Source organism: Thermoflexus sp. (genome assembly GCF_042408365.1).
Lineage (GTDB): Bacteria > Chloroflexota > Anaerolineae > Thermoflexales > Thermoflexaceae > Thermoflexus.
In genome coordinates this window covers 1-21,613 of sequence record NZ_JBHOQJ010000135.1, presented here as the reverse complement: position 1 = coordinate 21,613, position 21,613 = coordinate 1, and the positions used below count along the sequence as shown (strand labels likewise).

17 protein-coding genes are annotated in these 21,613 nt (G+C 65.9%); 8 read left to right on the top strand and 9 right to left on the bottom strand.

All coding sequences use genetic code 11. The features are described 5' to 3' along the window. Positions 1 to 44: 44 nt before the first annotated feature. The 7 genes from ACFMO5_RS06205 to ACFMO5_RS06175 form a co-directional block, all read right to left on the bottom strand. Positions 45 to 1,226, bottom strand: coding sequence for a vitamin-B12 independent methionine synthase (locus tag ACFMO5_RS06205; RefSeq protein WP_376791889.1), 1,182 nt, complete (start codon positions 1,224 to 1,226; stop codon positions 45 to 47). 90 nt (positions 1,227 to 1,316) lie between these two features. Beyond that, a complete protein-coding gene (locus ACFMO5_RS06200) occupies positions 1,317 to 1,907 on the bottom strand; it encodes an OsmC family protein (protein ID WP_376791888.1) in 591 nt (196 codons plus the stop codon). Between the two features lie 150 nt (positions 1,908 to 2,057). Next, a complete protein-coding gene (locus ACFMO5_RS06195; protein WP_376791887.1) occupies positions 2,058 to 2,591 on the bottom strand; it encodes an OsmC family protein in 534 nt (177 codons plus the stop codon). A 392-nt stretch (positions 2,592 to 2,983) separates the two neighbouring features. Then, on the bottom strand, positions 2,984 to 5,530 hold the full coding sequence (locus ACFMO5_RS06190) for a glycoside hydrolase family 2 protein (protein ID WP_376791886.1): 2,547 nt from the start codon (positions 5,528 to 5,530) through the stop codon (positions 2,984 to 2,986). A 116-nt stretch (positions 5,531 to 5,646) separates the two neighbouring features. Next, a complete protein-coding gene (locus ACFMO5_RS06185) occupies positions 5,647 to 6,441 on the bottom strand; it encodes an HAD-IIA family hydrolase (protein WP_376791885.1) in 795 nt (264 codons plus the stop codon). Between the two features lie 34 nt (positions 6,442 to 6,475). Beyond that, entirely contained in the window at positions 6,476 to 7,864 is a 1,389-nt protein-coding gene (gene yqeC / locus ACFMO5_RS06180; RefSeq protein WP_376791884.1) for a selenium cofactor biosynthesis protein YqeC, read from the bottom strand. Next, entirely contained in the window at positions 7,861 to 8,745 is an 885-nt protein-coding gene (locus ACFMO5_RS06175; RefSeq protein WP_376791883.1) for a DUF1028 domain-containing protein, read from the bottom strand. The genes yqeC and ACFMO5_RS06175 overlap by 4 nt, the downstream gene beginning before the upstream one ends. Positions 8,746 to 9,216: 471 nt before the next feature. On the opposite strand from ACFMO5_RS06175, the gene ACFMO5_RS06170 reads away from it, so the two are divergent. The 8 genes from ACFMO5_RS06170 (at position 9,217) to ACFMO5_RS06135 (ending at position 20,016) form a co-directional block, all read left to right on the top strand. After that, complete coding sequence (locus tag ACFMO5_RS06170) at positions 9,217 to 9,405, top strand: type II toxin-antitoxin system HicB family antitoxin (RefSeq protein ID WP_376791882.1); 189 nt, start codon at positions 9,217 to 9,219, stop codon at positions 9,403 to 9,405. After that, a complete protein-coding gene (locus ACFMO5_RS06165) occupies positions 9,375 to 10,214 on the top strand; it encodes a biotin/lipoate A/B protein ligase family protein (RefSeq protein WP_376791881.1) in 840 nt (279 codons plus the stop codon). Before ACFMO5_RS06170 ends, ACFMO5_RS06165 begins: the two co-directional genes overlap by 31 nt. A gap of 42 nt (positions 10,215 to 10,256) precedes the next feature. Continuing rightward, positions 10,257 to 10,541, top strand: coding sequence for a DUF503 domain-containing protein (locus ACFMO5_RS06160; protein ID WP_376791880.1), 285 nt, complete (start codon positions 10,257 to 10,259; stop codon positions 10,539 to 10,541). A 420-nt stretch (positions 10,542 to 10,961) separates the two neighbouring features. Next, positions 10,962 to 12,389 carry an AmmeMemoRadiSam system protein B gene (gene amrB / locus ACFMO5_RS06155; protein WP_376791879.1) on the top strand — a complete coding sequence of 476 codons (1,428 nt, stop codon included), beginning with the start codon at positions 10,962 to 10,964 and terminating at the stop codon, positions 12,387 to 12,389. A gap of 177 nt (positions 12,390 to 12,566) precedes the next feature. After that, entirely contained in the window at positions 12,567 to 15,248 is a 2,682-nt protein-coding gene (hsdR, locus tag ACFMO5_RS06150) for an EcoAI/FtnUII family type I restriction enzme subunit R (RefSeq protein WP_376791878.1), read from the top strand. Continuing rightward, on the top strand, positions 15,245 to 16,750 hold the full coding sequence (locus tag ACFMO5_RS06145) for an N-6 DNA methylase (protein WP_376791877.1): 1,506 nt from the start codon (positions 15,245 to 15,247) through the stop codon (positions 16,748 to 16,750). Before hsdR ends, ACFMO5_RS06145 begins: the two co-directional genes overlap by 4 nt. Further along, positions 16,747 to 17,991 carry a restriction endonuclease subunit S gene (locus tag ACFMO5_RS06140; RefSeq protein WP_376791876.1) on the top strand — a complete coding sequence of 415 codons (1,245 nt, stop codon included), beginning with the start codon at positions 16,747 to 16,749 and terminating at the stop codon, positions 17,989 to 17,991. The genes ACFMO5_RS06145 and ACFMO5_RS06140 overlap by 4 nt, the downstream gene beginning before the upstream one ends. Positions 17,992 to 18,588: 597 nt before the next feature. Further along, positions 18,589 to 20,016: a S8 family peptidase gene (locus ACFMO5_RS06135; RefSeq protein WP_376791875.1), complete on the top strand. Its 1,428-nt coding sequence runs from the start codon at positions 18,589 to 18,591 to the stop codon at positions 20,014 to 20,016. A gap of 69 nt (positions 20,017 to 20,085) precedes the next feature. Here ACFMO5_RS06135 and ACFMO5_RS06130 read toward each other — a convergent pair whose 3' ends face one another. Both ACFMO5_RS06130 and ACFMO5_RS06125 read right to left on the bottom strand, forming a co-directional pair. Next, positions 20,086 to 21,180 carry a M20 family metallopeptidase gene (locus ACFMO5_RS06130; RefSeq protein ID WP_376791874.1) on the bottom strand — a complete coding sequence of 365 codons (1,095 nt, stop codon included), beginning with the start codon at positions 21,178 to 21,180 and terminating at the stop codon, positions 20,086 to 20,088. A 204-nt stretch (positions 21,181 to 21,384) separates the two neighbouring features. Continuing rightward, on the bottom strand, positions 21,385 to 21,613 hold a 229-nt coding region (locus ACFMO5_RS06125), incomplete at its 5' end, for a bifunctional ornithine acetyltransferase/N-acetylglutamate synthase (RefSeq protein ID WP_376791873.1).

The window sequence follows — 21,613 nt, the reverse complement described above, 5'->3', positions numbered from 1 at the left end:
GGTGAGGACGGCCTACGCCGTCCCTCGGCCGAGGGCCCTGGAGCTTACGCCGCCCCGAACTCCCGCCGCAGCTGCTCCGCCGCCGCGCGGATCGCCTGGAGCTTGCGGAACGCCACCTCCGGCGTGGCCACCGGGCGCTCGGCGAAGGTCCCGAAGCCGCAGTCCGGGTTCAAGAAGATCTGGTGCGGCTCGAAGTAGTTCAGGGCTTCCTTCACCCGGCCGATGATGAACTCGGGGGATTCCACCTCGGCGGTGCGCGGGTTCACCACCCCCAGGCCGATCTCCCGCTTCCGCGGGCAGGCCTGGAAGACGTGCAGGTCCCCCGCCCGCGGGGTGGCGAACTCCAACACCCACTGGTTCACCCGCATCGCTTGCAGGGTGTCCAGCAGCGGCTCGTAGCTCCCGGTCAACAGCGCCTCCTCCCGCGTGGTCCAGTTCCCGCGGCAGATGTGGACCCCGACGCGGATCCCCTCCACGCCCAGCACCACCCGGTTGACCAGCTGGGCGGCCCATGCCAGCTCCTGTTTGGGATCCTCCGAGGCGGCGGAGAGGGATGCGCACATGAACGTCCGGCTGTGGACCGGCGGCTGGAACACGACCTCCGTCAGCACCGGCTCGTCGAGTTGGACGAAGTCGGCCCCCGCGTCCCGCAGGCGGAGGATCTCCTCCCGCAGGATGGCCACCACATCCTGGGCCAGATCCTCCCGCGTGGGGTAGACCCGATCCGACAACCCTTGGACCCACATCGTCCGGGTCAGCAGATATGGGCCCGGGAGCGGGATCTTCACCGGCCGGTCCGTATGCCGGCGCAGGAACTCCAACTCGTCCAGGGCCAGGGGCATCTTCAAGCGGATTTTGTCCACGGCCACCGGGGTCTTGATGGCGTAGGCCGGGACGTCCAGCTGGCGGAGGATCTGCTCGAAGAAGGATTTGTCCTCCGCGTAATCATACATCTCGGCCACGCTCATCATCCGGACCCCTTCCAGCTTTTCGACGACGAAGGAGTAGAAGTTATCCCGGCGCTGCTCCCCGTCGCTCACGATCTCCACGCCGGCTTCGATCTGGGCATGCAGCGCCTCCAGGACCGCCCGGTCGGCGACCTCCTGGAATTCCTTGTAAGAGAGCTGCCCGGCGTGGCGCTTCCGCAGGGCCTCCAGGAGCCACGGCGGCCGCGGCCAGCTGCCTACCACAGTGACCGGAAAGAGGGGTAACCCGTTCGACGCCATCGTGCCCTCCTTAAGGTTTAGGTTCTTTAGGAAATTACGCGGCGGGTTTCCGCCCGGGCGGTGGGGTCGCCCCGCCCGCGCCCTTCCTCATCAGCAGGGCATCCCTCCACGGGACTCCGTGGGGGTCTGATCCTCCTCCGGCGTGTAGCGGAACCACCACCCGGAGACGGTCGCGATCTCCGCCCGCAAAGCCACCGGGCGTGCAAAGGTGTTCCCCACGGGGGAAGTGGCCACCGTCTCGGTCCAGAGGGCCTGGAGGGTTTCCTCATCCGCATCGGCATCCACATAGGCTTTGGCGATCACTTCGCGGTAGCCCGGGTGGCCCTCCCCGCCCAGGCCCAGGAATCGCAAAAGGTTGTCGATGTGTCCCTCCAGGGCCACCTCCAGGTTCCGGATGGTGATCCCCCGGCGGGAGGCGTGAAAGACCAGGCCGAGGCCCAGGCAGGCGCCCAACGCGCCCAGCACGTACTCCAGCGCGCTGATCCCGGCCTCCCGCCCGGACCGATCGACCGATTCATCCACCGTGAACGACTGATTGCGAACGTAGGCGCGCCCCCTCAGGCCGCCCTCCCATCGGAAGCGGGCCCACCGGCGGGATTGAACCGCTTCCGGACGCGTGCGCACTTCCTCCAGGAGCTGTTGCAGCTCCTCCACATCCACGCCGTTCACCAAAGTGCCCATCACGAGACCTCCGGGGAAATCGGGGTCCTCAGCGCCTGCGCGTATGGATGGAGTTTACGCCGTTGGGTGATCCCCTTTGGGGCTGGGGGCTGCCGAAGGCGGCCCCTAGCCCCGGAAGATCCCCAGGGGCTCATCTGCGATCCCTTCGCCTCACGAGGCAGCGATCCGGCTGAGCTCTGGACGCAAGGCGACCGAGCGGGCGAGGGTGTTTCCGACCGGCGAGGTCCTCACCGTCTCCGCCCAGATCTTCTGAAGCGTCCCCTCGTCGGCGTCGGCGTCCACATAGGCCTTGACCACAATCTCCCGGTAACCCGGGTGCCCTTCCTCGCTTAAGCCCAGGAAGGTCAGGATGTTATCGATCTCCCCATCCAGGGCGATCTCCAGATTGCGAATGGGGATGCCATGTTTTGTCGCGTTCAGGACGAATCCGACGGTGAGGCAGGCCCCCAACGCCCCTAGCACATACTCCACGGCGTTCGGGGCCTCGTCTTTGCCGACCAAATCGGCGGGCTCGTCGATGAGAAAGGAGTGGTTCCGGATGTAAGCCCGCCCCTTGAAGCCGCCCAGCCAGCGGACCCGTGCGGACCACCGATTCAGCGAGCGGGCGGCCTCCGGGTCCGCCTGCACCTGAGCGACCAATTGCTGCAGCTGTTCAAGCTCCAAGCCGTTCAGGATCGCTCCCATGGGAACCTCCTTTGCGAAATGGGATCGAGAGTCTCAGGAGGCCATTCGCCGAATCAGAAGGGATGCAAGGGATCGAAAGCTCTGTGAGGTCGTATTCAAGCGCGGGGGTAAGGAGGGAAATGCGAAAGCGGGCATGGAATGGGGGAGACCTCCCTTCCTACCCCCGCGGAGGACACCTACATGTGAAGAAGCGGATGCGAAGCAGATCGAACCTGTGCATGTCCAGTCTCCCCCGTCGTTTCCAGTCGCGGGTCTCCGTTTTCGGAACCCGAGGCCATCGCAATTTGAGGCGAATTATACGCAAATTCTCTGCTCTGCGCAAATCGGGGATCATCCCTCCGGAGAGCAGTGATCAGACTGCCGCCGGCGAAGCGGCTCGGCTCCACAAAGCACTACGCCCAGAAGGCGCCCAGCAGCCGCCCCAGGACCAGGCGGGGGGAAAGCGACAAGAACCTGCGTAAGAGCCGATCCCGCCACCGGGGGCCGCCGGGGCGAACGTCCGCTAGGCTTCGGACCCGGAGGTTTTGGGCGAAGGCCTCGGGGGTCCAGCCCGGCGGGAGCGGGCAACGGATCGAGGCCGCGCGCCCGGCCGGGAGATCGAAGAAGTTGTCGCTGAAGAGGACCTCCGCGCCCTCCACCGAGAGGGTGACGAAACGGGCCAGGGCCCGCGCCCGCAGCACGATTTCCATTTCCTCCCCGTGAGCTTGGCACGTCACTTGCAGTTCGGGGTCCGGCCAGCGCAGATCCTTCTCCGGCGCGAACAGGGCCACCTGAAGCGCCGCGGGCTGGCCCGGCCGTTGGCTTTCCCACTCGACCACCAGGGCCAGGGCCCGGCCGTGCCGGCGCAGGAAGGCCCCGATCTCCAACCGGCCGGCCGGGGTCGTCCGCAGCGGCGGCGCGTGGACCTCCGCTGCGCCGGCGGCAAGGGATCGCCCTTCGAAGGTCTCCAGCGACCAGCGGATGCTCCCCTCCCAGGGCTGGGGGGTGTCGTTGAACACGAGCGCCTCCGCTCGGTCTCCTTGGACATCCACGGAGAAGGCAAGCGGCGCGAAGAAGCGGCGGGCGGCGTAGTGCAGGGCTTTCCAGCGGCCGTAAACGTCGATGCCGGACCACGAGATGGCCGGCCAAGCGTCGTTCAGCTGCCAGTAGAGCGCACCGCCGCATCGATCCCGATGGCGGCGCCAATGCTCCACGGCGATCCGCACGGCCTCGGCCTGCACCACCTGGGTCAGCCAGGCCAGGTCCTCGAAATCGCGCGGGATCCAGAACCGCTCCACCAGGTAGTAGAGCAACCGCTCGTTGCCGCCGGGGGATCGCTGTCGGCGGCGCATAGTCGGCCGCCTCAGATCCCAATCCTCCCGCGGCCCGAAGGCGCGTAGCGTTTCCTTCGACGGCAGGGATTGCAGGCCGAACTCGCTGACGAAGCGGGGGATGCGGTCGCGGTACGCCGAGGTCGGGGCCAAGCCATGCCAGACATGCCAAAGGTGAGCGTCCCCCCGTCGATCTCCGTTGACCTCCTGACGGAAAACCCCGGAGGAAGGGGAGCCCGGCCAGTAGGGGTGATCCGGGTCCTCGGCCCGCACCCATTCGGGGAGCAGTTCGTAGAAGAAACGCTGATGGGCGACGGCCCAGCGGGCGAGTTCCTTCGGATGCCTCTTCCACTGCCAGCGCCAGAGCGGCCACAGCATCTCGATCTCGTTGTTGCCGCACCAGAGGGCCAGGGAAGGATGGTGCCGAAGCCGCCGGACGTTCTCGATGACCTCCGCTTGCACTTCCTCCAGGAAGCCCGGCTCGTCGAGGGGGTAGAGCATGCATGCAAAAGGGAAATCCTGCCACACCAAGATCCCGTAGCGGTCGCACAGGGCGTAGAAGCGATCGTCCCCATAACCACCGCCTCCCCACACCCGTAGCATGTTCATCCCGACCGCGGCGGCGCTTCGGACCAGATGTTCCAGCCGTTCGGTTTCCACATACGCGCTGCGCGCGTCCGGCGGGACCATGTTCGCCCCGCGGATCCACACCGGGACGCCGTTCACGACGAAAACGAAGGATTCCCCCCAGGCGTCCGGCTCCCGGTGGAGGGCGAGCGTCCGGAGCCCGAGGAGCTCCCGTCGCCCGTCCAGGCGGTGCTCCCCCGCCCACAGCTCCGCCTCCAGGAGGTAGAGGGGTTGCCCGCCCAGGCCGTTGGGCCACCAGAGGTGAGGGCGTTCGATGGGGATCTCTACGGCAATCTGCTCCTCCCGGGCCGGGAACTCCCAGCGGGCGACGTGCCCCTCCGGGTCGTGGAGGGAGACTTTCAGGGAGAGGGGGTGATCCGCCCAGCGCTCGATGCGCGCCTGGAGGATCAGCGTGACGCGGCCGGCCTCATGGCGTTGGCGGATGTGGAGGTCCGCGAAGCGGGCGATGGAGAAGCCCTCCAACGCCACCTCCCGCCAGATCCCCATGGGGGGAAGCGCCGGCCCCCAATCCCAGCCGAAGTGGCTGGGGGCCTTGCGGAGGTGAGCGGTCCCCAGGTTCCAAAGGGCGGGGAGGGAGCGACGTCGGTGCTGCGCTCGGATGAAGGGCAGGGGGGAGCGCAAGCGGATCGTCAGGAGGTTGCCCTCAGGGCGGAGGAGCTCCCGGACGGGCCAGCGGTAGGACCGGAACATGTTCCGGACCTCGCCCAGGCGCTCCCCGTTGAGGAACACCTCGGCCAGGGTGTCCAGCCCGGCGCAGACCAGCTCCACCCGCTCCGCTCGGGCGAGCGCGGGGTCCAGGGAGAACGCCCGGCGGTATTCCCAATCGCGCTCCGCCACCCAGGCGACCTGGGAGAGATGATCCCCGAGGAACGGGTCCGGGATGCGGCCGAGGGCCAGCAGATCCCGAAGGACGCTCCCAGGCACTTGTCCCGTCAGCCACTCCGAAGCGCCCGCCGGGCGGAACAGCCAGGTTCCGTTCAAGGGCTGGCGATGCATCGCGACGCGGAAGGGGGCACCCCCAAGGGGTGCCTCTACATCAAGATCAGGATGGGAACGCCTTTTGTAGGGGGGCACAAGGCCTGCCCCGATGGGCGCCCCTACACAGTTTCCCACGCGGATTGCAAATCCCGGATGTCCGCGAAGACGAGATCTGGCTGCACCGGGCTCGCCGCCAGCATCTCCCGGGTGGTGGCCCCGGAGAGGACCAGGATGGTCGTCAGGCCGGCACGCTTCCCCCCGACGATGTCGGTGGGGAGCTGGTCGCCGATCACCGCCGTGGTCTCCGGGGTGGCGCCCATCCGCTGCATGGCGATCCGGAACATCAGCGGCTCCGGTTTGCCGACCACGATCGGCGAGACCCCGGTTGCCCGCTCCAGGAAGGCCAGCGTCGCCCCGTTGCCGGGATAGAGCCCATCCTCCCCCGGCCACACCGGGTCCGGGTTGGTCCCGATGAAGCGGGCGCCGTTCCAAATGGCCCGGGCCGCCCGGGCCAGCCGCTCATAGGTCAGCCCCCAATCCAGGCCGACCACCACGAAATCCGCCCGTTCCTCCTCCACCACCTGGAACCCTGCCGCCGCGATGGCCTCGCGGAGGGCCTGCGCCCCCACCACGAACACCCGGGCGCCCGGCGAGGCGATCTGCTGCAGGTAGATGGCGGTCGCGTCGCACGACGGCAACACTTCCTCCGGATCCACCGCCACCCCGAAGCGGGCGAGCTGGGCCACGTAATCCATCCGGGAGCGGCTGGCGTTGTTGGTGGCCAGGATGAAGCGGATCCCGCGGCGGCGCAGGAAGGCGAAGAAGCCGACCAGGCCCTCCATCGGCCGCTTCCCGCGCCACAACACGCCGTCCATATCGATGATCAGATGGCGAAGCGCGCGCAGGCGTTCCATCGGTCGGCGGCTCCGGATCTCGGGATTCAACGGCTCATCGCTCTCGGATCATCCGGTAAGCCTCGGGGGTGTCGAAATCCATCACCCAAGACGGGTCAGGCACCGGGATCTGGACGACGGCCTCGGGGAAAGCTCGGACCAGCGCCCGCCCCCCTTGATCTCCGCGCAGGTCCATCAGGGCCGGGAACATCGCGCGGGCGAAGAGGGCCGGCGGGCGGGGGTCGTTCCCCAGGGCGCCGACCACCATCGGCTTGCCGGTGGCCTGGTGCGCCTCGATCAGCTGACGGAGCCAGCGGGGGCGCACCAGCGGCTGGTCGACCTGGAGGAGCAGGAAGGCGTCGACCGCATCGGGAAGGGCCTGGAGGCCGGCCTGGATGGACCGGCTCATCCCCTCCGGCCAGGCGGGGTTTTCCACCACATAGACCGGCAGCCCCAGCAAAGCCTTCCGCACTTCGTTCGCTTGAGCCCCCACCACCACGAGGATCGGATCCAGCCCCGCCCGTCGGGCCAGGGTGACGATGTGGCGCACCAGCGGACGGCCGTGCCACTCCGCCAGCGCCTTCGGCCCGCCGAACCGCCGGCCCTCCCCCGCCGCCAGCACGACTCCGGCCACCCGGGGAGGCTCGGTTCGGATCGCGGCGACGGGATCGCCGTTCACGACGGCCACGATGCGCTCAAAGCATGCGACAGGAAGCGCGGCCCTCACGGCCTCGACCGCCTGGGGATCGGGGGCCCGCTCCCGGGTCAACACCAGGATCCGGCGGGCGCCTGGCGGGATCCCCTTCTGTCCGCCCATTGGGTGGCAGATCAAAGCGGCCAGCCATTCCGGCGTGACGGGATCCTCCAGGCGGCCGCCCAGATGGGTGACGGCGAGCGCCGCGCGGTGGGCGACCGCGCCGATGGGCCGGCCCAAGGCCTCCAAGCTGGCCACCACCGCGACGGCGTCGATCTCGGCGGGCAGGGCGGGCTCGTGTTCCGCCGGCCATTTCAGGAGCATGCGACGCGCCCCATCGGCCTCGATGATCCAGGAAGCCTCCGGAACGGCCGGGATCAGGCGATCCAGCCCCTCCGGCGACAACCCTTTGAGCTTCCAGGGGTGCGCGGGGTAGGGCCCATCGGGGGGCTCGGGCAGGGCCTCCGTCCGACGGGCGACGAGGATCCAGCGGGGGAGCCGCCGGAGGAGCCCGCGGATCAGTTCCGGGGTCGGATCCTCCGCCCGCAGCAACCCCGTGCCCTCCGGGAGGATCGGCTCCGCGATGTGGGTGGTGGTCGTCCACACGGCCGGGGACTCCGGCCGGCCGAGCTCGTGGAGCAGCCGCCAGGCCATGGTGGTCTTGCCGCCGGCCCCGACGAAGGCGACCACCGACCCCGGGACCAACCTCAGGGCTTCGCTGAGGGTGGTGGGCGCCGCCGCGGAGATCATTTGCTCCCCTCCACAAGCCCGAATCGACGGCGGAGGAACTCCCAGGCGACCCGATCGATGCGGTCCCCGGGCTGCCAGCGCTCCTCCAGGTTCTCGACCCCGAACAGCGTCTCCAGGGCGCGGCGGGTGGCCTCGTCGTAGACCCCGGTGATCTCGCCGGTGTAATAGCCGGCGTGCCGGAGCAGGCGCTGGATCTCCCGGGCGAGGGCGGCGTCGATGGGCATGAGGTCCTCCGGGCGGGGTTGTCCGAAATAGAGATGGTGAAGCTCCACCAGGTCCTGGAGCTTCACCACAGGGTCCGGATCGTCGTCCACCCGCAGGTCCATATAGCGGTCGTTGAATCCGCCGTAGCCGCCGCCCTCCCGGACCACCAGGATCGCCGCGGACTGACGGCCCCGCCGGTCGCCGCCGGCGCGGTCCCCCGCCAGCAGGGCGGCGACCAGGCGATCGGCCAACTCCCCGGAGGCGTTCACGAAGGCCGCGGCCATGGCCTCCAGGGTGCGCTCGTCCACCAAGAGGTTCCCCTGACAGCAGAACCCCTCGCCGACCCGATGGCCGGCCCACGGCAGGCACTCCGAGCCGGTGAAGGCCGCCGCCCGGCCCTGACGGTCCACCAGGCCCACCTGCCGCTTCTCCCGCTCGGGATCCTCGGCCAAAAGGGCGGCGAGCGTCTCCTCCGCGGAGAGCCCCTGGGCCATCCGGGCCAGCCCCTCCGGCCCGAACCGGGTGTTGGCGTAGGACTGGGTGGCCACCGCCCCGGCGCCCGCCCGGGCCCAGGGCACCACCGCCCCGGCGGCCAGGAACTTCGAGGCCACGGCCACGCCCCACTCCGAACGGGCGGGATCGAACGCCACGATCGAGAACGTGGTGTAGGCGATCACGAGCGCCTCCTGAGGTGAAGTTCAACTTTTTCTATGGCCCTTCAGACGGCGAAAGGGGAACGAGGGCTATGGAGCCCTTCTCCCTCTTCTCGCGGGCTCCGAACGATCGAACTCCCATATATTGTAACGCTGGGTTCATACCCCTTGAACCGAGGGCCCTAAGGCCTCTTCCAGATGGAATGGTGGGATCCGCTTGAACACACGGGACGATTCCGCCTGATCCGATTCGGTTCGGAGCGCTCATGAGGAGGCGGAAGGGCCCCAAAAGCCCTCAGGAGGAAACCGCCTATCTCCGTATTGCGCGAGAACAGCGGAATCGTTACGAACGCGCTTGGCATATCCAAAAAGGCGGAAGGAGCTGCAAGAAGGTGAAAAGCTTCGGTCGTCCGGATCCTGCGCCATGGATGGCCCACGAGATGATCGCTTGCGCTAAAATGAATGAGAGGTGCATTCCAGATCGGGAGCCCCTTCGTGTTCTCAGCGCTCGTTGAGGCGGCGATGGAGAAAGCCCGCTACCGCCAGCTCGAGGACGGCACCTACTACGGCGAGATCGAAACTTACCCGGAGGTTTACGCCACCGGGCGGACCTTGGAGGAGTGCCGTCGGGAGCTGGAGGAAGTTCTGATCGAGTGGCTGCGCGATCGTTTCTCCCGCCCATGACGTTCCCGTTGGCCCGCTGGCGCTTGATCGAGTCGCCCGCCGCGGACGGGGCGACGAACATGGCCATCGATGTGGCGATCGCGGAGGCGGTGGCGGAGGGAGAGGCCCCGCCGACGGTGCGCTTCTACCGCTGGGATCCACCGTGCCTCAGCCTGGGGCGCCGCCAGGCGGTGGAGGAGGTGGATCTCTGGCGCTGCCGGGCGGACGGCGTGGAGGTGGTCCGGCGGCCGACGGGCGGGCGGGCGATCCTGCACGCGGACGAGCTGACCTATAGCGTCATCCTCCCCGAGACGGATCCCCGGGCGGCGGGGGGCGTGCTGGAGACCTTCCGCCGCTTCTCGGAGGCCTTCGCCCAAGCCCTGCGCGACCTGGGCATCCCCGACGTCGCCCTGGCCCCTCGCCTCGATCCGGTGGCTCGGGGCGATGGGTTCGTGTGTTTCGAGGTGCCGACGGATTACGAGCTCACGGTTGGAGGGCGGAAGATCATGGGCAGCGCCCAGTGGCGCCACCGGGGGGTGGTCTTGCAGCACGGATCGCTCCCGCTGGATGGCGACCCCGGCGCGATCGCGGTTTATTTGAAGAGCCGTCCAGCGCCGGAGTCGCTCCGGCGGCGGGCGGTGACGCTTCGGGAGGCCGCGGGCCGTCCGGTGGCGTTCGAGGAGGCGGCGAGGGCGATCCTGAGGGCGTTCCGAAGCCTCCTGAACATCGAGGCGGAGCCAGGGGATCTGACGCCGGCGGAGCGTTGCCGGATCCCGGAGTGGCGGGCGCGCCTGGGGGTGCTTTCATGTCCGGGCGCCCGCCAGCGGTGAACGAGGCGCGCCCTATCCCCTGATTTCCCTGAGGTGAGATCCATGGTGGTGGGCACCTGCACGGTGGAGCTGCACCTGCCCGGGGCGCTGTCGCTCAAAGACAAGCGCAGCGCGATGAAGTCCTTAATCGCCCATCTGCGCCAATCCTTCAACGTGGCGGCGGCGGAGATCGACCATCAGGATTTCCCCCAATCCGCCCGCCTGGGCTTAGCCACGATCTCCAACGACGCCGGCCATGTCCACGCCGTCCTCGAAAGCGCCGTCCACTGGATCGAAGCCCACCGGCCGGACGTGATGGTGGTGGATTGGGAGATCGCCATCCTGTAAGGGGAACGGAAGGCCCTTTGTTCGTCGTAGGGCGCTTGAGCGCCCGTTTCCTGGGTGCGAACACTGGTCGTGGGGCTTCGGTTCCCTTCGGCGTCCGATGAAGGGGAAGGGCTTCTCACGCGCGGTTCGGCAGATAGAGGCTGGTCCTTCGCCTGGCGCGGATAACGGGCGCTGAAGTGCCCTACGACGAACAGGGCTTTGTTCGTAGTAGGGCGTATGAGCGCTCGTCTTGTTTTGGTGAACATCGGTCACGGCCTTCGGTTTCCTTTGGTGTCCGATGGCGTGGAGTGCGTTTCACATGTCATTCGGGGTAGGGGCCCGTTCTGAGTTTGACCCATTGAACGGGCGCTCAAGCGCCCTACCGCAAACGGCATGACACAGGCACTGAAGCGCCCTACTGGAATCCGAAAGGAGCCTGAGATGGCGCGCACGATGATGGGCGTTCGAGAGCCCGCGGTGGCGGGCGCTTTCTATCCGGCGGATCCCAAGGCCCTGGCGGAGATGGTCGATCAGTTGCTCGCGGAGGCCCCGCGCTACGATCCGGAGCCCATGGCCCTCATCGTCCCCCATGCGGGCTACATTTATTCCGGCCACGTGGCCGCATGGGGGTTCAAACAGCTAACGGATCGCGCCTACGACGCGATCGTGGTGTTGGGCACCAACCACGTGGAGCCGTTCTTCCGCGAGATCTCAGTGTGGGCGCGCGGGGCGTGGCGGACCCCCTTGGGGGAGGTGCCGGTCGATGAGGAGCTCGCCGAGGCCCTGCTGGCCGCCGGCCCGCCCCTGCGGTTCGTGCCCGAGGTCCACCTTGAGGAGCATTCCATCGAGGTGGAGCTCCCCTTCCTCCAGCGCCTCTTCCCGGACCTCCGGTTCGTCCCCGTGATGATCGGGGAGCCCTCATCGGAGAACGTCGAGGCCCTGGCGGCGGCTCTGGCCCGGGCCTTGGCGGGGCGGCGGGCGGTCGTCATCGCCAGCACCGATCTCTCGCATTACCCTCGGGATGAGCACGCCCGGCAGGTGGACACGGCGTCCATCGGGGCGATCCTCTCCCTAGACCCCCGGCTGGTGCGCCACACGATCGAGGAGTGGATGGCCCGGCGGATCCCGGGGTTGGCGACGCTGATGTGCGGCGAGGGGCCGGTGCTCACCGCCATGGCGTACGCGAAGCGCGTCGGCGCGAGGCACGCGCGCCTGCTCAAATACGCCAACTCCAGCGACGTCCCCTACGGGCGCAAGGACCACGTGGTGGGCTATGCGGCGATCCGCTTCGCCCGGGAGCCGGATCCCCCTCTGGGGGAGGAGGATCGGCGGACCCTTCTAAAGATCGCCCGGGAGGCGGTGGAGCATGCGGTGCAGGGGAAGCCGCTGCCGACGCTCCAGGTCTCCTCGCCGGCCCTGCAGCTGCCCCGCGCCTGTTTCGTCACCCTCACCAAGGGCGGATATCTGCGGGGATGCCGGGGGGAGATCTGGCCGCGCTCGGACGTGGCCCACGCGGTGCAGCGGGTGGCGGTGCTTTCCGCCTTGGACGATCCGCGCTTCCCGCCGGTGACCGTGGAGGAGCTGCCCCATCTGGAGTATGAGATCAGCCTGCTCACCCCGATGGATCCGGTGGAGCGGGTGGAGGAGATCGTGGTGGGGCGGGATGGCCTTTTCATCGTCGCCGGGGGGCGCAGCGGCCTGCTGCTCCCCCAGGTCCCGGTGGAGCAGGGGTGGGACCGAGAGACCTTCCTGCGGGCCCTCTGCCTCAAGGCGGGCTTGCCGGAGGACGCCTACCGCTGGCCCAACGCGTGGCTCTTCCGGTTCGAGGCGGAGGTGTTCGCGGAGCAAGGGCATGGTGAGCGGAGGTAGGGATTTTGGGGGCTGCCGAAGGCGGCTCCCAGCCCCCAAAGAATTTCTTCTCCCCCTTCCCGCAGCCCAAAGGGCTGCAAGGAGAGAGGAGAAAGGAGGAGGGGCCATCGGTCTTCCTGATTGCACACCCTAAAAACAAAGGAGGGAAGAAACACCAGATCGTGGGGGGAGTGGGATATGCTGAACGAGGCCGACACGCGCGCCCGACTGATCGAGCCGAAACTGAAAGCCGCAGGCTGGAACGACCGCGAGATCACTCGGGAGTTCTACTACAACGCCAACTACCAGTACACCCCGGGGAAGATCCTCTTGGTGGGAGATAGAGTGCAAAGGGGGAAAGCGAAGCGCGTGGATTATCTCCTGCGCTACACCGATGGGTTCCCCATCGCTGTCGTGGAGGCTGAACCGGAGGGTCATTCCCCGGAAGCGGGCCTGGAGCAGGCGAAGCGATACGCTCAGGACCTTGGGTTGGCTTTCGCCTACGCCACCAACGGCCATCGGATACTCGAACACGATTTCTTCACTCATACGACCAGGGAGTTAACCGCCTTCCCCACGCCGCAGGAGCTTTGGAGACGCTGGAAAGCCAATACGGGCCTCGATCAACCCATCCGGGGACAATTGCGGGAGGCGCTCGCCGTCTACGGGATCGCCGAGGAGGCTTCCTCGAATCCGCTGCTTTATCCGTATTGTCCGGAAAGCCTCTGTGGCAAGCGCCCGTTCTACTTCCAGGAGACCGCGATACGAGAAGTGATCCTCCGCATCATGCGCGGGCGGAAGCGCATCCTCTTGACCATGGCCACCGGCACGGGCAAAACCTTCGTGGCCTTCCAAGTGGTCTGGAAACTCATCAAGTCCGGATGGCTCCAGAGGCAGCATCCCGACCGCCCCGCTCGCGTGCTCTTCTTGGCCGATCGGGTGGTGCTTCGCAATCAGGCCTACAACACCTTTTCTCCCTTCGCCACCGGCACCAGCGACCCCCGTTATCTCATTGAGGGGCATCCACCGAACCTAAACCGCGATTTGTATTTCGGCATCTACCAAACCCTTTGGAGCCCGGACGAAACCGGAGAGCGCCTTTTCGAGAAGTTCCCATCGGACTTCTTCGATTTGATCATCATTGACGAGTGCCATCGCTCCGGCTGGGGCACCTGGCGGGAGATTCTGGATCACTTCGCCTCCGCCATCCACCTGGGCATGACCGCTACGCCGAAGCAAGATGAGAACGTGGATACCTATGCCTATTTCTGCGCAGAAGAGCCCGAGGTGTTCATCGATCCGGATGAGCCGGCGCGGGGGACGTGGCGTCCGCCGGCCTTCCAATACAGTTTGGGGCAGGGCATCGAGGACGGCTTTCTCGCCACCTATAAGGTCCACCGGGTGCGCACCACGGTGGATGCCGCCGGGTTGCGTTTGGAGGACGCCATCGAGCAGGGGGCCGAGGTCTTCATCCCCGAGGATGTGGAGCCGCGGGAGATTTACACCACGCCGCAATTCGAGCGGGAGATCACTCTGCCCGACCGAACCCGCGCGATGGTGAAGCATCTGGCGGGGCTGTTGCGGCGCTTCGGGCATATGGAGAAGACGATGGTCTTCTGTGTGGACATGGAGCATGCCCGCCTGGTGGCGCGGCTTCTGCAGGAGGAGTTCGGCCCTGAGACGGGTCTGGATCACTACGCTGTCCCCATCATCTCCGAGGAGGGCGATGAGGCCCGTCGCTGGCTGGAGGATTTCGCCGATTCCGACAAAAAGGCGCCTGTTGTGGCTACGACCGCCGAGCTCCTCTCCACCGGCGTGGACGTGCCCGCGTGTCGCAACATCGTGTTCATGAAAACGCTCTCCTCTCCCGTCCTCTTCAAGCAGATCATCGGGCGCGGGAGCCGCATCGATCCCAGCACCGATAAGTACTGGTTCCGCATCATCGACTACACCGGGGCCACACGGCTTTTCGATCAGTGGGATCGTCCCCCGGGGCCGCCCCCCGAGCCCCCGAAGGGGCCCTTCACGGCCCGTTTGGAAGGCGTGGTCCTCCATGGGGAGACGCAAGCGCTCATCGCCGGCGCTTCGGTCAGCGTTCGCACAGGTCCCAATTCGCAACAAGGGCCTATCTATACCGATGGGGAAGGGAGGTTTACTTTCGACCAGCTTCCGGAGGGGACCCTTACCCTCATTGTGCGCGCGCCCGGCTTTGTCCGGCGCGAGCTCCGAGTGGACACATCCGCCGATCAGACGGTCTTCATCGAGGTCCCCCTCAAACCCGAACGCAAATCCCCCAGCAAGATCCGCGTGGAAGGGCTGGAGGTGACCATCGCCGATGAAGCGATCTTCACCATAGACGCCACGGGCCAACAGTTGTCGTTGGCGGAGTACCGGGACTACACCCGCCATCAGGTGCGTCGGCATGCGCCCACCTTCAAGGACCTTCGTAGCATCTGGGTGGACTCCCAGCGCCGACGGGCTTTCTTGGAGGAGCTGCGCCGCCTCAGCGTCCATCCGGAGATCCTCGCGGAGGTGGAGGGGAACCCGGAGGCGGACACCTACGACCTCCTCGCCCACATCGCCTTCGGCGCACCCGTGCGCACTCGCAGCGAGCGCGCCACTGCGTTCCTCAACCGCGAGCAGCGCTTTCTCCGAAAATACGCCGATGACGCTCGCCAGGTCATCTTAGAGCTGCTGGACAAATACCGCGTGGGTGGAATCGAGCAAATAGAGCCCGAGATCTTCAGCGTCTCCCCCTTCCGGGAGTGGGGTGGCGTCCTGAGGATCAGCCAGCGGTTCGGAGGGATTGAAGGCCTGGGTCGGACGCTCCAGGAAATGCGCGAGCGCATTTATCCTGTTTCGGAGGTGGTCGCTTCGTGAACAACCGACCCCAAACCCGTGAGACCTTGGCCAATGAGATTTGGCGGGCCTGCGACATCCTGCGCCGCGACAACAACTGCGGCGGCGTCATGGAATATGTGGAGCATCTTTCCTGGCTGCTCTTCTTGCGCTTTTTGGACGCCCAGGAGGAGGAGTGGGAAGCCCAGGCCCAGCTGGCGGGGCGGAGCTATCGTCCCGTCCTGGAGCCGCCCTATCGCTGGCGGGACTGGGCCACGAAGGATTGGCCCGCTGATGACCTGCTCGGCTTTGTCCACGGGAAACTCATTCCCTATCTGCAGACCCTTGGCGGCGATCCGCTGCGCGACACCATCCGAGGGGTCTTCGCCGAGCGCAACGTCATCGTCTGCGCCTCCGGTTACAACCTGAAAGACGTGCTCTCCATCATCAACGGCATTGACTTCCACAGCCAAGACGACATCTTCACGGTCTCCCAGGTCTACGAGGAACTGCTCCGCCGCCTCGGCAGCGAGAATCGGCTGGCGGGGGAGTTTTACACCCCCCGTCCGGTGGTGCGCTTCATCGTGGAGCTGGTCAACCCTCAAATTGGGGAGACGGTCTACGACCCTGCCTGCGGCACGTGCGGCTTTCTGGCCGAAGCCTACCTTTGGATGAAGCGCCAGGAAAAGACCGTTGAGGATCACAAGACCCTGCAGGAACGCACCTTCTTCGGGCAGGAGAAGAAACCGATCCCGGCGCTCTTGGGCCTGATGAACATGGTCCTACACGGGGTCACCGCCCCCCGCATCCTGCGCAAGAACACCCTGGAGGAGAACATCCGCCAGGTCACCGAGCGCTACGACGTCATCATGACCAACCCGCCCTTCGGGGGGACCGAAGGGTACCACATTCAACAAAACTTCCCGGTGCGGTCGCAAGCGACGGAGCTGCTCTTCTTGCAGCACATCATGAAGAAACTGAAACCCCGGGACGGGGCCCGCTGTGGCATGGTCGTCCCGGAAGGGACGCTCTTCCGCGGAGGCGCCTTCGCGGAGGTCAAGCGGGCGCTTCTGGAGGAGTTCAACCTCCACACCATCGTCAGCCTGCCGCCCGGGACGTTCGCACCCTACTCCGATGTCAAGACCGCCCTCATCTTCTTTGAGCGGCCGGGGCCGACCAAGGAGATTTGGTATTACGAGCTTCCCTTACCCGAGGGGCTGAAGAAGTTCAGCAAAGGCAGCCCCATCCAGGATGAGCACTTTGCGGAAGCCCGCCGGCTCTGGCGGGCTTGGGACGCCTATCGCAAAGGGCGGGGCCCCCGGGAGGCCTGCCTGTCCGAGCGTTCCTGGATCGTGCCCGTGGAAGAGGTCAAGGCCCGCGGCTACGATCTCACCGCCCGCAACCCGAATCGCAAGGAAACCGAAGTGCTTCCCTCGCCCGCAGAGATTGTGGCAGGCCTGCTCGAGCGGGAGCGGGAGATTTTGAGCATCGTGGAGGAGCTGGATGAACTCCTCGGCAACAACAAGGAGGTGACGGAGGCATGAGCGAGGGACCCTACAAGCTCCCTGAGGGCTGGCGGTGGGTGAGGTTGGGGGAGATATTTGACCTTCAGCAAGGGGCATCCATGTCGCCAAGCCGTCGGCTTGGGCGTAATCCCAAACCTTTCCTGCGTACGAAGAATGTCCTTTGGGGCTTCGTAGATGTGTCAAACTTAGACGAAATGGATTTCACGGAAGAGGAAATCACCAAACTTTGTCTACAGCCAGGCGACCTTCTCGTGTGCGAAGGAGGAGAGGTTGGGCGAACAGCCATCTGGGAAGGTCAACTTCCTGTTGTGCTTTATCAGAACCACATACATCGGCTGCGTCGAAAAAGCGATCAGGTAGAGCCTGCCTTTTTCATGTACTGGATGCAGGCTGCATATCAAGTCTTTCGGGCGTATCAAGGGGCAGAGAGTAGGACAGCCATACCGAACCTTTCGGGGCGTCGCCTCAAATCCTTCCTTGCTCCCCTCCCCCCGCTCTCCGAACAACGGCGCATCGTGGCGCGGATTGAGGAACTGATGGCACGGGTGCGCGAGGCGAAGCGCCTGCGACAGGAGGCCAAAGAGGACACCGAGCGCCTCTGGCAAGCCGTCCTGGCCGAGACCTTCCCCCGCCCCGGCGCTGAGCTTCCTAAAGGCTGGCGGTGGGTGAAGATAGAGGAAGTCACTCTAGATGCTCAACCAGGTTTTGCCTTTGGTAAGAAGAAGATAGTCAACGGAGACCTGCTTCACATTCGCCCGTTCAATATCGGTGTAGATGGGGAGCTGGACCTTAGCCAGAAAGTTTACATCCCTTCAACGGAGGTTAAAGCGACTCTTTTCTCACTGGAGCCTGGCGATGTCCTCTTCAACAACACAAACAGCATCGAGTTGGTTGGCAAGACAGCAATTGTTCGCGAGCCGTTGAAAGCTGCGTGGTCTAACCACATAACACGGCTTCGACCTGACACCTCAAGGTGTGAACCCGGATGGTTGGCTTTTAGTTTGTATGTTTTGTGGCTTCAGGGCTTCTTTGCCCGAAACTGCAACAAATGGATTGGACAAGCGGGCTTCAACACGGATGCATTAAAAGCGACAGAGATCCCTCTCCCCCCTCTCTCCGAACAACGGCGCATCGTAGCGCATCTGGAGGCAGTGCAAGCGAAGATCCGGGCCCTCAAAGAGGCGCAGGCGGCCACCGACGCGGAGCTTCAGCGCCTGGAGCAGGCGATTTTGGAGAAGGCCTTCCGGGGAGAGCTATGAATGCAGGTCGGCCTGTGGGGGTGAGGGCACCCAAGGGGTGCCTCCACGTTCGGGCGTGGATATCCCGTTTAGGGGCGCCCCTATAAAAGGGCGCGAATAGATCCCGTGTGGGTGGAGGTCTTCTGTTTGCCATGCTGAGGTGCCTGCAAATGGGGGCATCCACGAATGGGGGCGCCGATGGGGCACCCACAAGGGGTGCCCCTACATTTAGGATATGAATGCCCGTTATAAGGGTGAATACCCGTTATATGGGCGGGCCTTGTGCCCGCCCGCAGGGCAGGGTGCGGATATCCTTTGTAGGGGCGCCCCTTGTGGGCGCCCTATAAAGGGGTGCGAATAGATCCCGTGGGGGTGGAGGCCTTCCGTCTGCCCTGATGGGGTGCCTGCAAATGGGGGCATTCACGAATGGGGGCGCCGATGGGGGCACCCACAAGGGGTGCCCCTACATGGAATGTGAATGTTCTTTGTAGGGGCAGGCCTTGTGCCTGCCCCGTCTTATGCCCGCCCTTATGTGGGCATCCATCTATGGGGGCCACAAATGGGGGCACCTACAAGGGGTGCCCCTACCCAAACGATCCAAACCAATAGGGAGATCTAATGCGCCCGCAGAAACCTTTCGGGTTGTTCCTGGTTCTGATCATCCTCTCCGGAGGATTCCTCTCGGGGATCCCGAGATCCGCTCCTTCGGGCCCGGCATCGGCCATGGCGGAGGGTTCCGGCCCGCGGCCAGCGACGCCGGATTGTTTCCTTCCCTTGGAGGACGGCCGGTGCCTTCCCCCGCCGGTCCGGGCGGATCAAGCGCCGCGCCCGGCGGCGCGGCCGGCGGCGGCTCCTGCCTCCTGGAAGCCTGGGGTGGTGGTGAAGCGCAAAGCCAGCACGCCTCCCGGGGCCTTCCGGACTGTCCTCGCCGCGGCGGGTTTCCCTGAGGCAGAAGCCCTCGCTGTCCCCCGTTGGTGGCGCGTCCCCGTGCCGCCTGGGCAGGACCCCGAGGCGGTTGCCGCACGGCTGCGCCAGCGCCCCGACGTGGAGATCGCCGAGGTCGAACGCGAGGTCCGCATCGCCTTCACCCCGAACGATACGTACTACGGGGATCAATGGAACCTCCCTAAGATCCGCGCCCCACAGGCCTGGGACCTGGTCACCGGGACCTCCTTGGTGTGGATCGCCATCGTGGACACGGGGGTCGATTACACCCACCCCGATCTCGCCTCCTCTCGGCTGTGGTTAGGGTACGATTTTGTTAATCAGGATTCTGATCCGATGGATGACCACGGCCACGGTACCCATGTGGCCGGGATCGCTGGGGCGAACACGAACAACGGCCGAGGGGTCGCGGGAGTATGTTGGGGATGTGATCTGCTGGCGGTGAAGGTGCTGGATGCCGACGGCAACGGGTGGGATTCGGAGGTGGCGGGTGGGATCCGGTATGCGGCGGATTGGGGTGTGATCTACGGAAAGCGGACGATCATCAATCTGAGCTTGGGGGGACCAGATGATAGTCCCATCATCTGGGATGCAGTCTCCTATGCGCAGAGCCAAGGCGCGCTCATCATGGCGGCGGCTGGGAACGCCAACACGAGCGCGTCATTCTACCCCGCGGCTTACCCAGGCGTCATCGGGGTCTCCGCCACGGATCAAAATGACCAACAGGCTTCGTTCTCCAACTATGGGCCCTATGTCGATATCGCTGCGCCTGGGGTGAATATCCTCTCCACCTATTTGGCACCATATTACGCAGATGCAAGCGGCACCTCGATGGCAGCGCCGCATGTGGCGGGAGTGGCGGGGCTGGTGTGGTCCAGCCAGCCTACATATAGCGCGAATCGGGTCTGCGGCTTGTTGCTGGGGACAGCCCGGGATCTGGGGTCGGCCGGCCGAGATGACTTCTACGGGTATGGCCTGGTGGATGCCTATGCAGCGGCCCTGGCGGCCGCCCCTTCCGGGTCTCCTAGCTCACCGCCGCCGCTGCCGTACCGCATCTATCTTCCCTTAGTGGTTCGAAACTACATCGCCGTATGCCCGTGAACAGGGATCCTTCAGGGAGCTCCAGGGCAGAGGGGTCGCCGAAGACCGCATTGTCCACCCTGAAATCCTTTAGCTGCTCTGAAGCAAGGAGACGAAAACGCGAACGGCGTCCCGCAGCGCCGACAACGGGATGTGTTCCTCCGGTGTGTGGGCAAGGGCTAAGGTGCCGGGCCCGAACACCACGGCGGGAGCTCCATACCGGGCGAAGGGCTCGGCGTCCGTCCAGCTGGGCATCCCGCTGAGGCGGACCGGGAGGCCGGCTTCCCGCAGCGCGGCGGCGAGGGCCTGAACCGGCGGGGCCTCCGCCGGGGTCTCAAAAGGGGCGGAAAGATCCACCACCCGCCAGGTCGCCCCGTAGCGGGCCAGCACCCCTTCGATCTCCCCCACGATGGCCTCCCGCGGGATCCCCGGCAGCCAGCGGATGTCCAGGTGCAGCGCGCAGCGGTCCGGGATCACCAGAGCCCGCTCGCCGCCGTGTATGAACAAGGGGGTCACCGCCCCGCGGCCGATCAGCGGGTGCTCAGCCTGGATCGAGGGGAGGGATTCCAACTCGCGCAGGAGCGCCACGGCCTCACGGATCGCGTTCCGGCCCGCCTCCACCACGGAGCCGTGGGCCGGGCGGCCGTGGATCTCCAGGGCGATCTCGATGGTCCCGGCCTCGGCGATGCCGATCGTGAAATCCGTGGGCTCGATCGCTAACACGGCCCCCGGCCGGCAGGCTCGGGCCAGGGCCTCCGCCCCCCGCCCCATGTTCTCCTCATCGACGGTGAGGGCGATGGTGACGGAGGAGCGGGCAAGCCGCTCCGGCCCCACCATCTCCAGCGCCCCCATCAGAGCGGCCAGCCCTCCTTTGACGTCCGCGCTGCCCAGCCCGTAGATCCGACCATCGCGCTCCACCGCCTCGTAGGGCTGGGGGTGGTTCAGCGGCGGCACGGTGTCCAGGTGGGCGGTGATCAGCAGCCGGGGACGGGGCAGGGGGTGGATGAGCAGGTTCGGCCAGGGATGATCCGGGACCGGGAAGCGGGCCACCGGGAAGCCACGGCTTCGGAACCAGTCCTCCAGGAACGCGAGGAGGGCCCCCTCCTCTCCGCTCGGGGAGGGGATCGCGATCAACCGGATCAAGAGATCGCGAAGAAAGGCGTCCAGATCCTCGGTTCGATCCACCCGCTGCTCCCTCCATTATCAGCCGAACCGTGCGCGAGAAGCGCTTCTCCCTCGTCAAACGCCGAAGAGCATCAACGCGTAGTGACGAGCTTTCGATTCGTGGAATTTCTGTGAGGGGTGGGCTGCGTAAGCGGCCCACCCCTCACAGAAATTTGCATCTTCGCATGGGTAGGGGCACCCACAAGGGGTGCCCCTACCCAGCGTTCACGTTCGATACCGCCCGTTGATGGTCACATAGTCATGGGAGAGATCACAGGTCCACACCCAATCCTCCCCATCCCCCAGACCCAGGTCCAGGAGGACCCGGAACGATGGCGCTTGGAAGACCCGGCGGGCCTCCTCCTCGAAATAGAGGGCCGGGGCGCCCCGATCGAACAGCAAAATCGGGGATTCGTCCCCCCGCTGGATCCACAAGGAGATCGCGTCGGGGTCG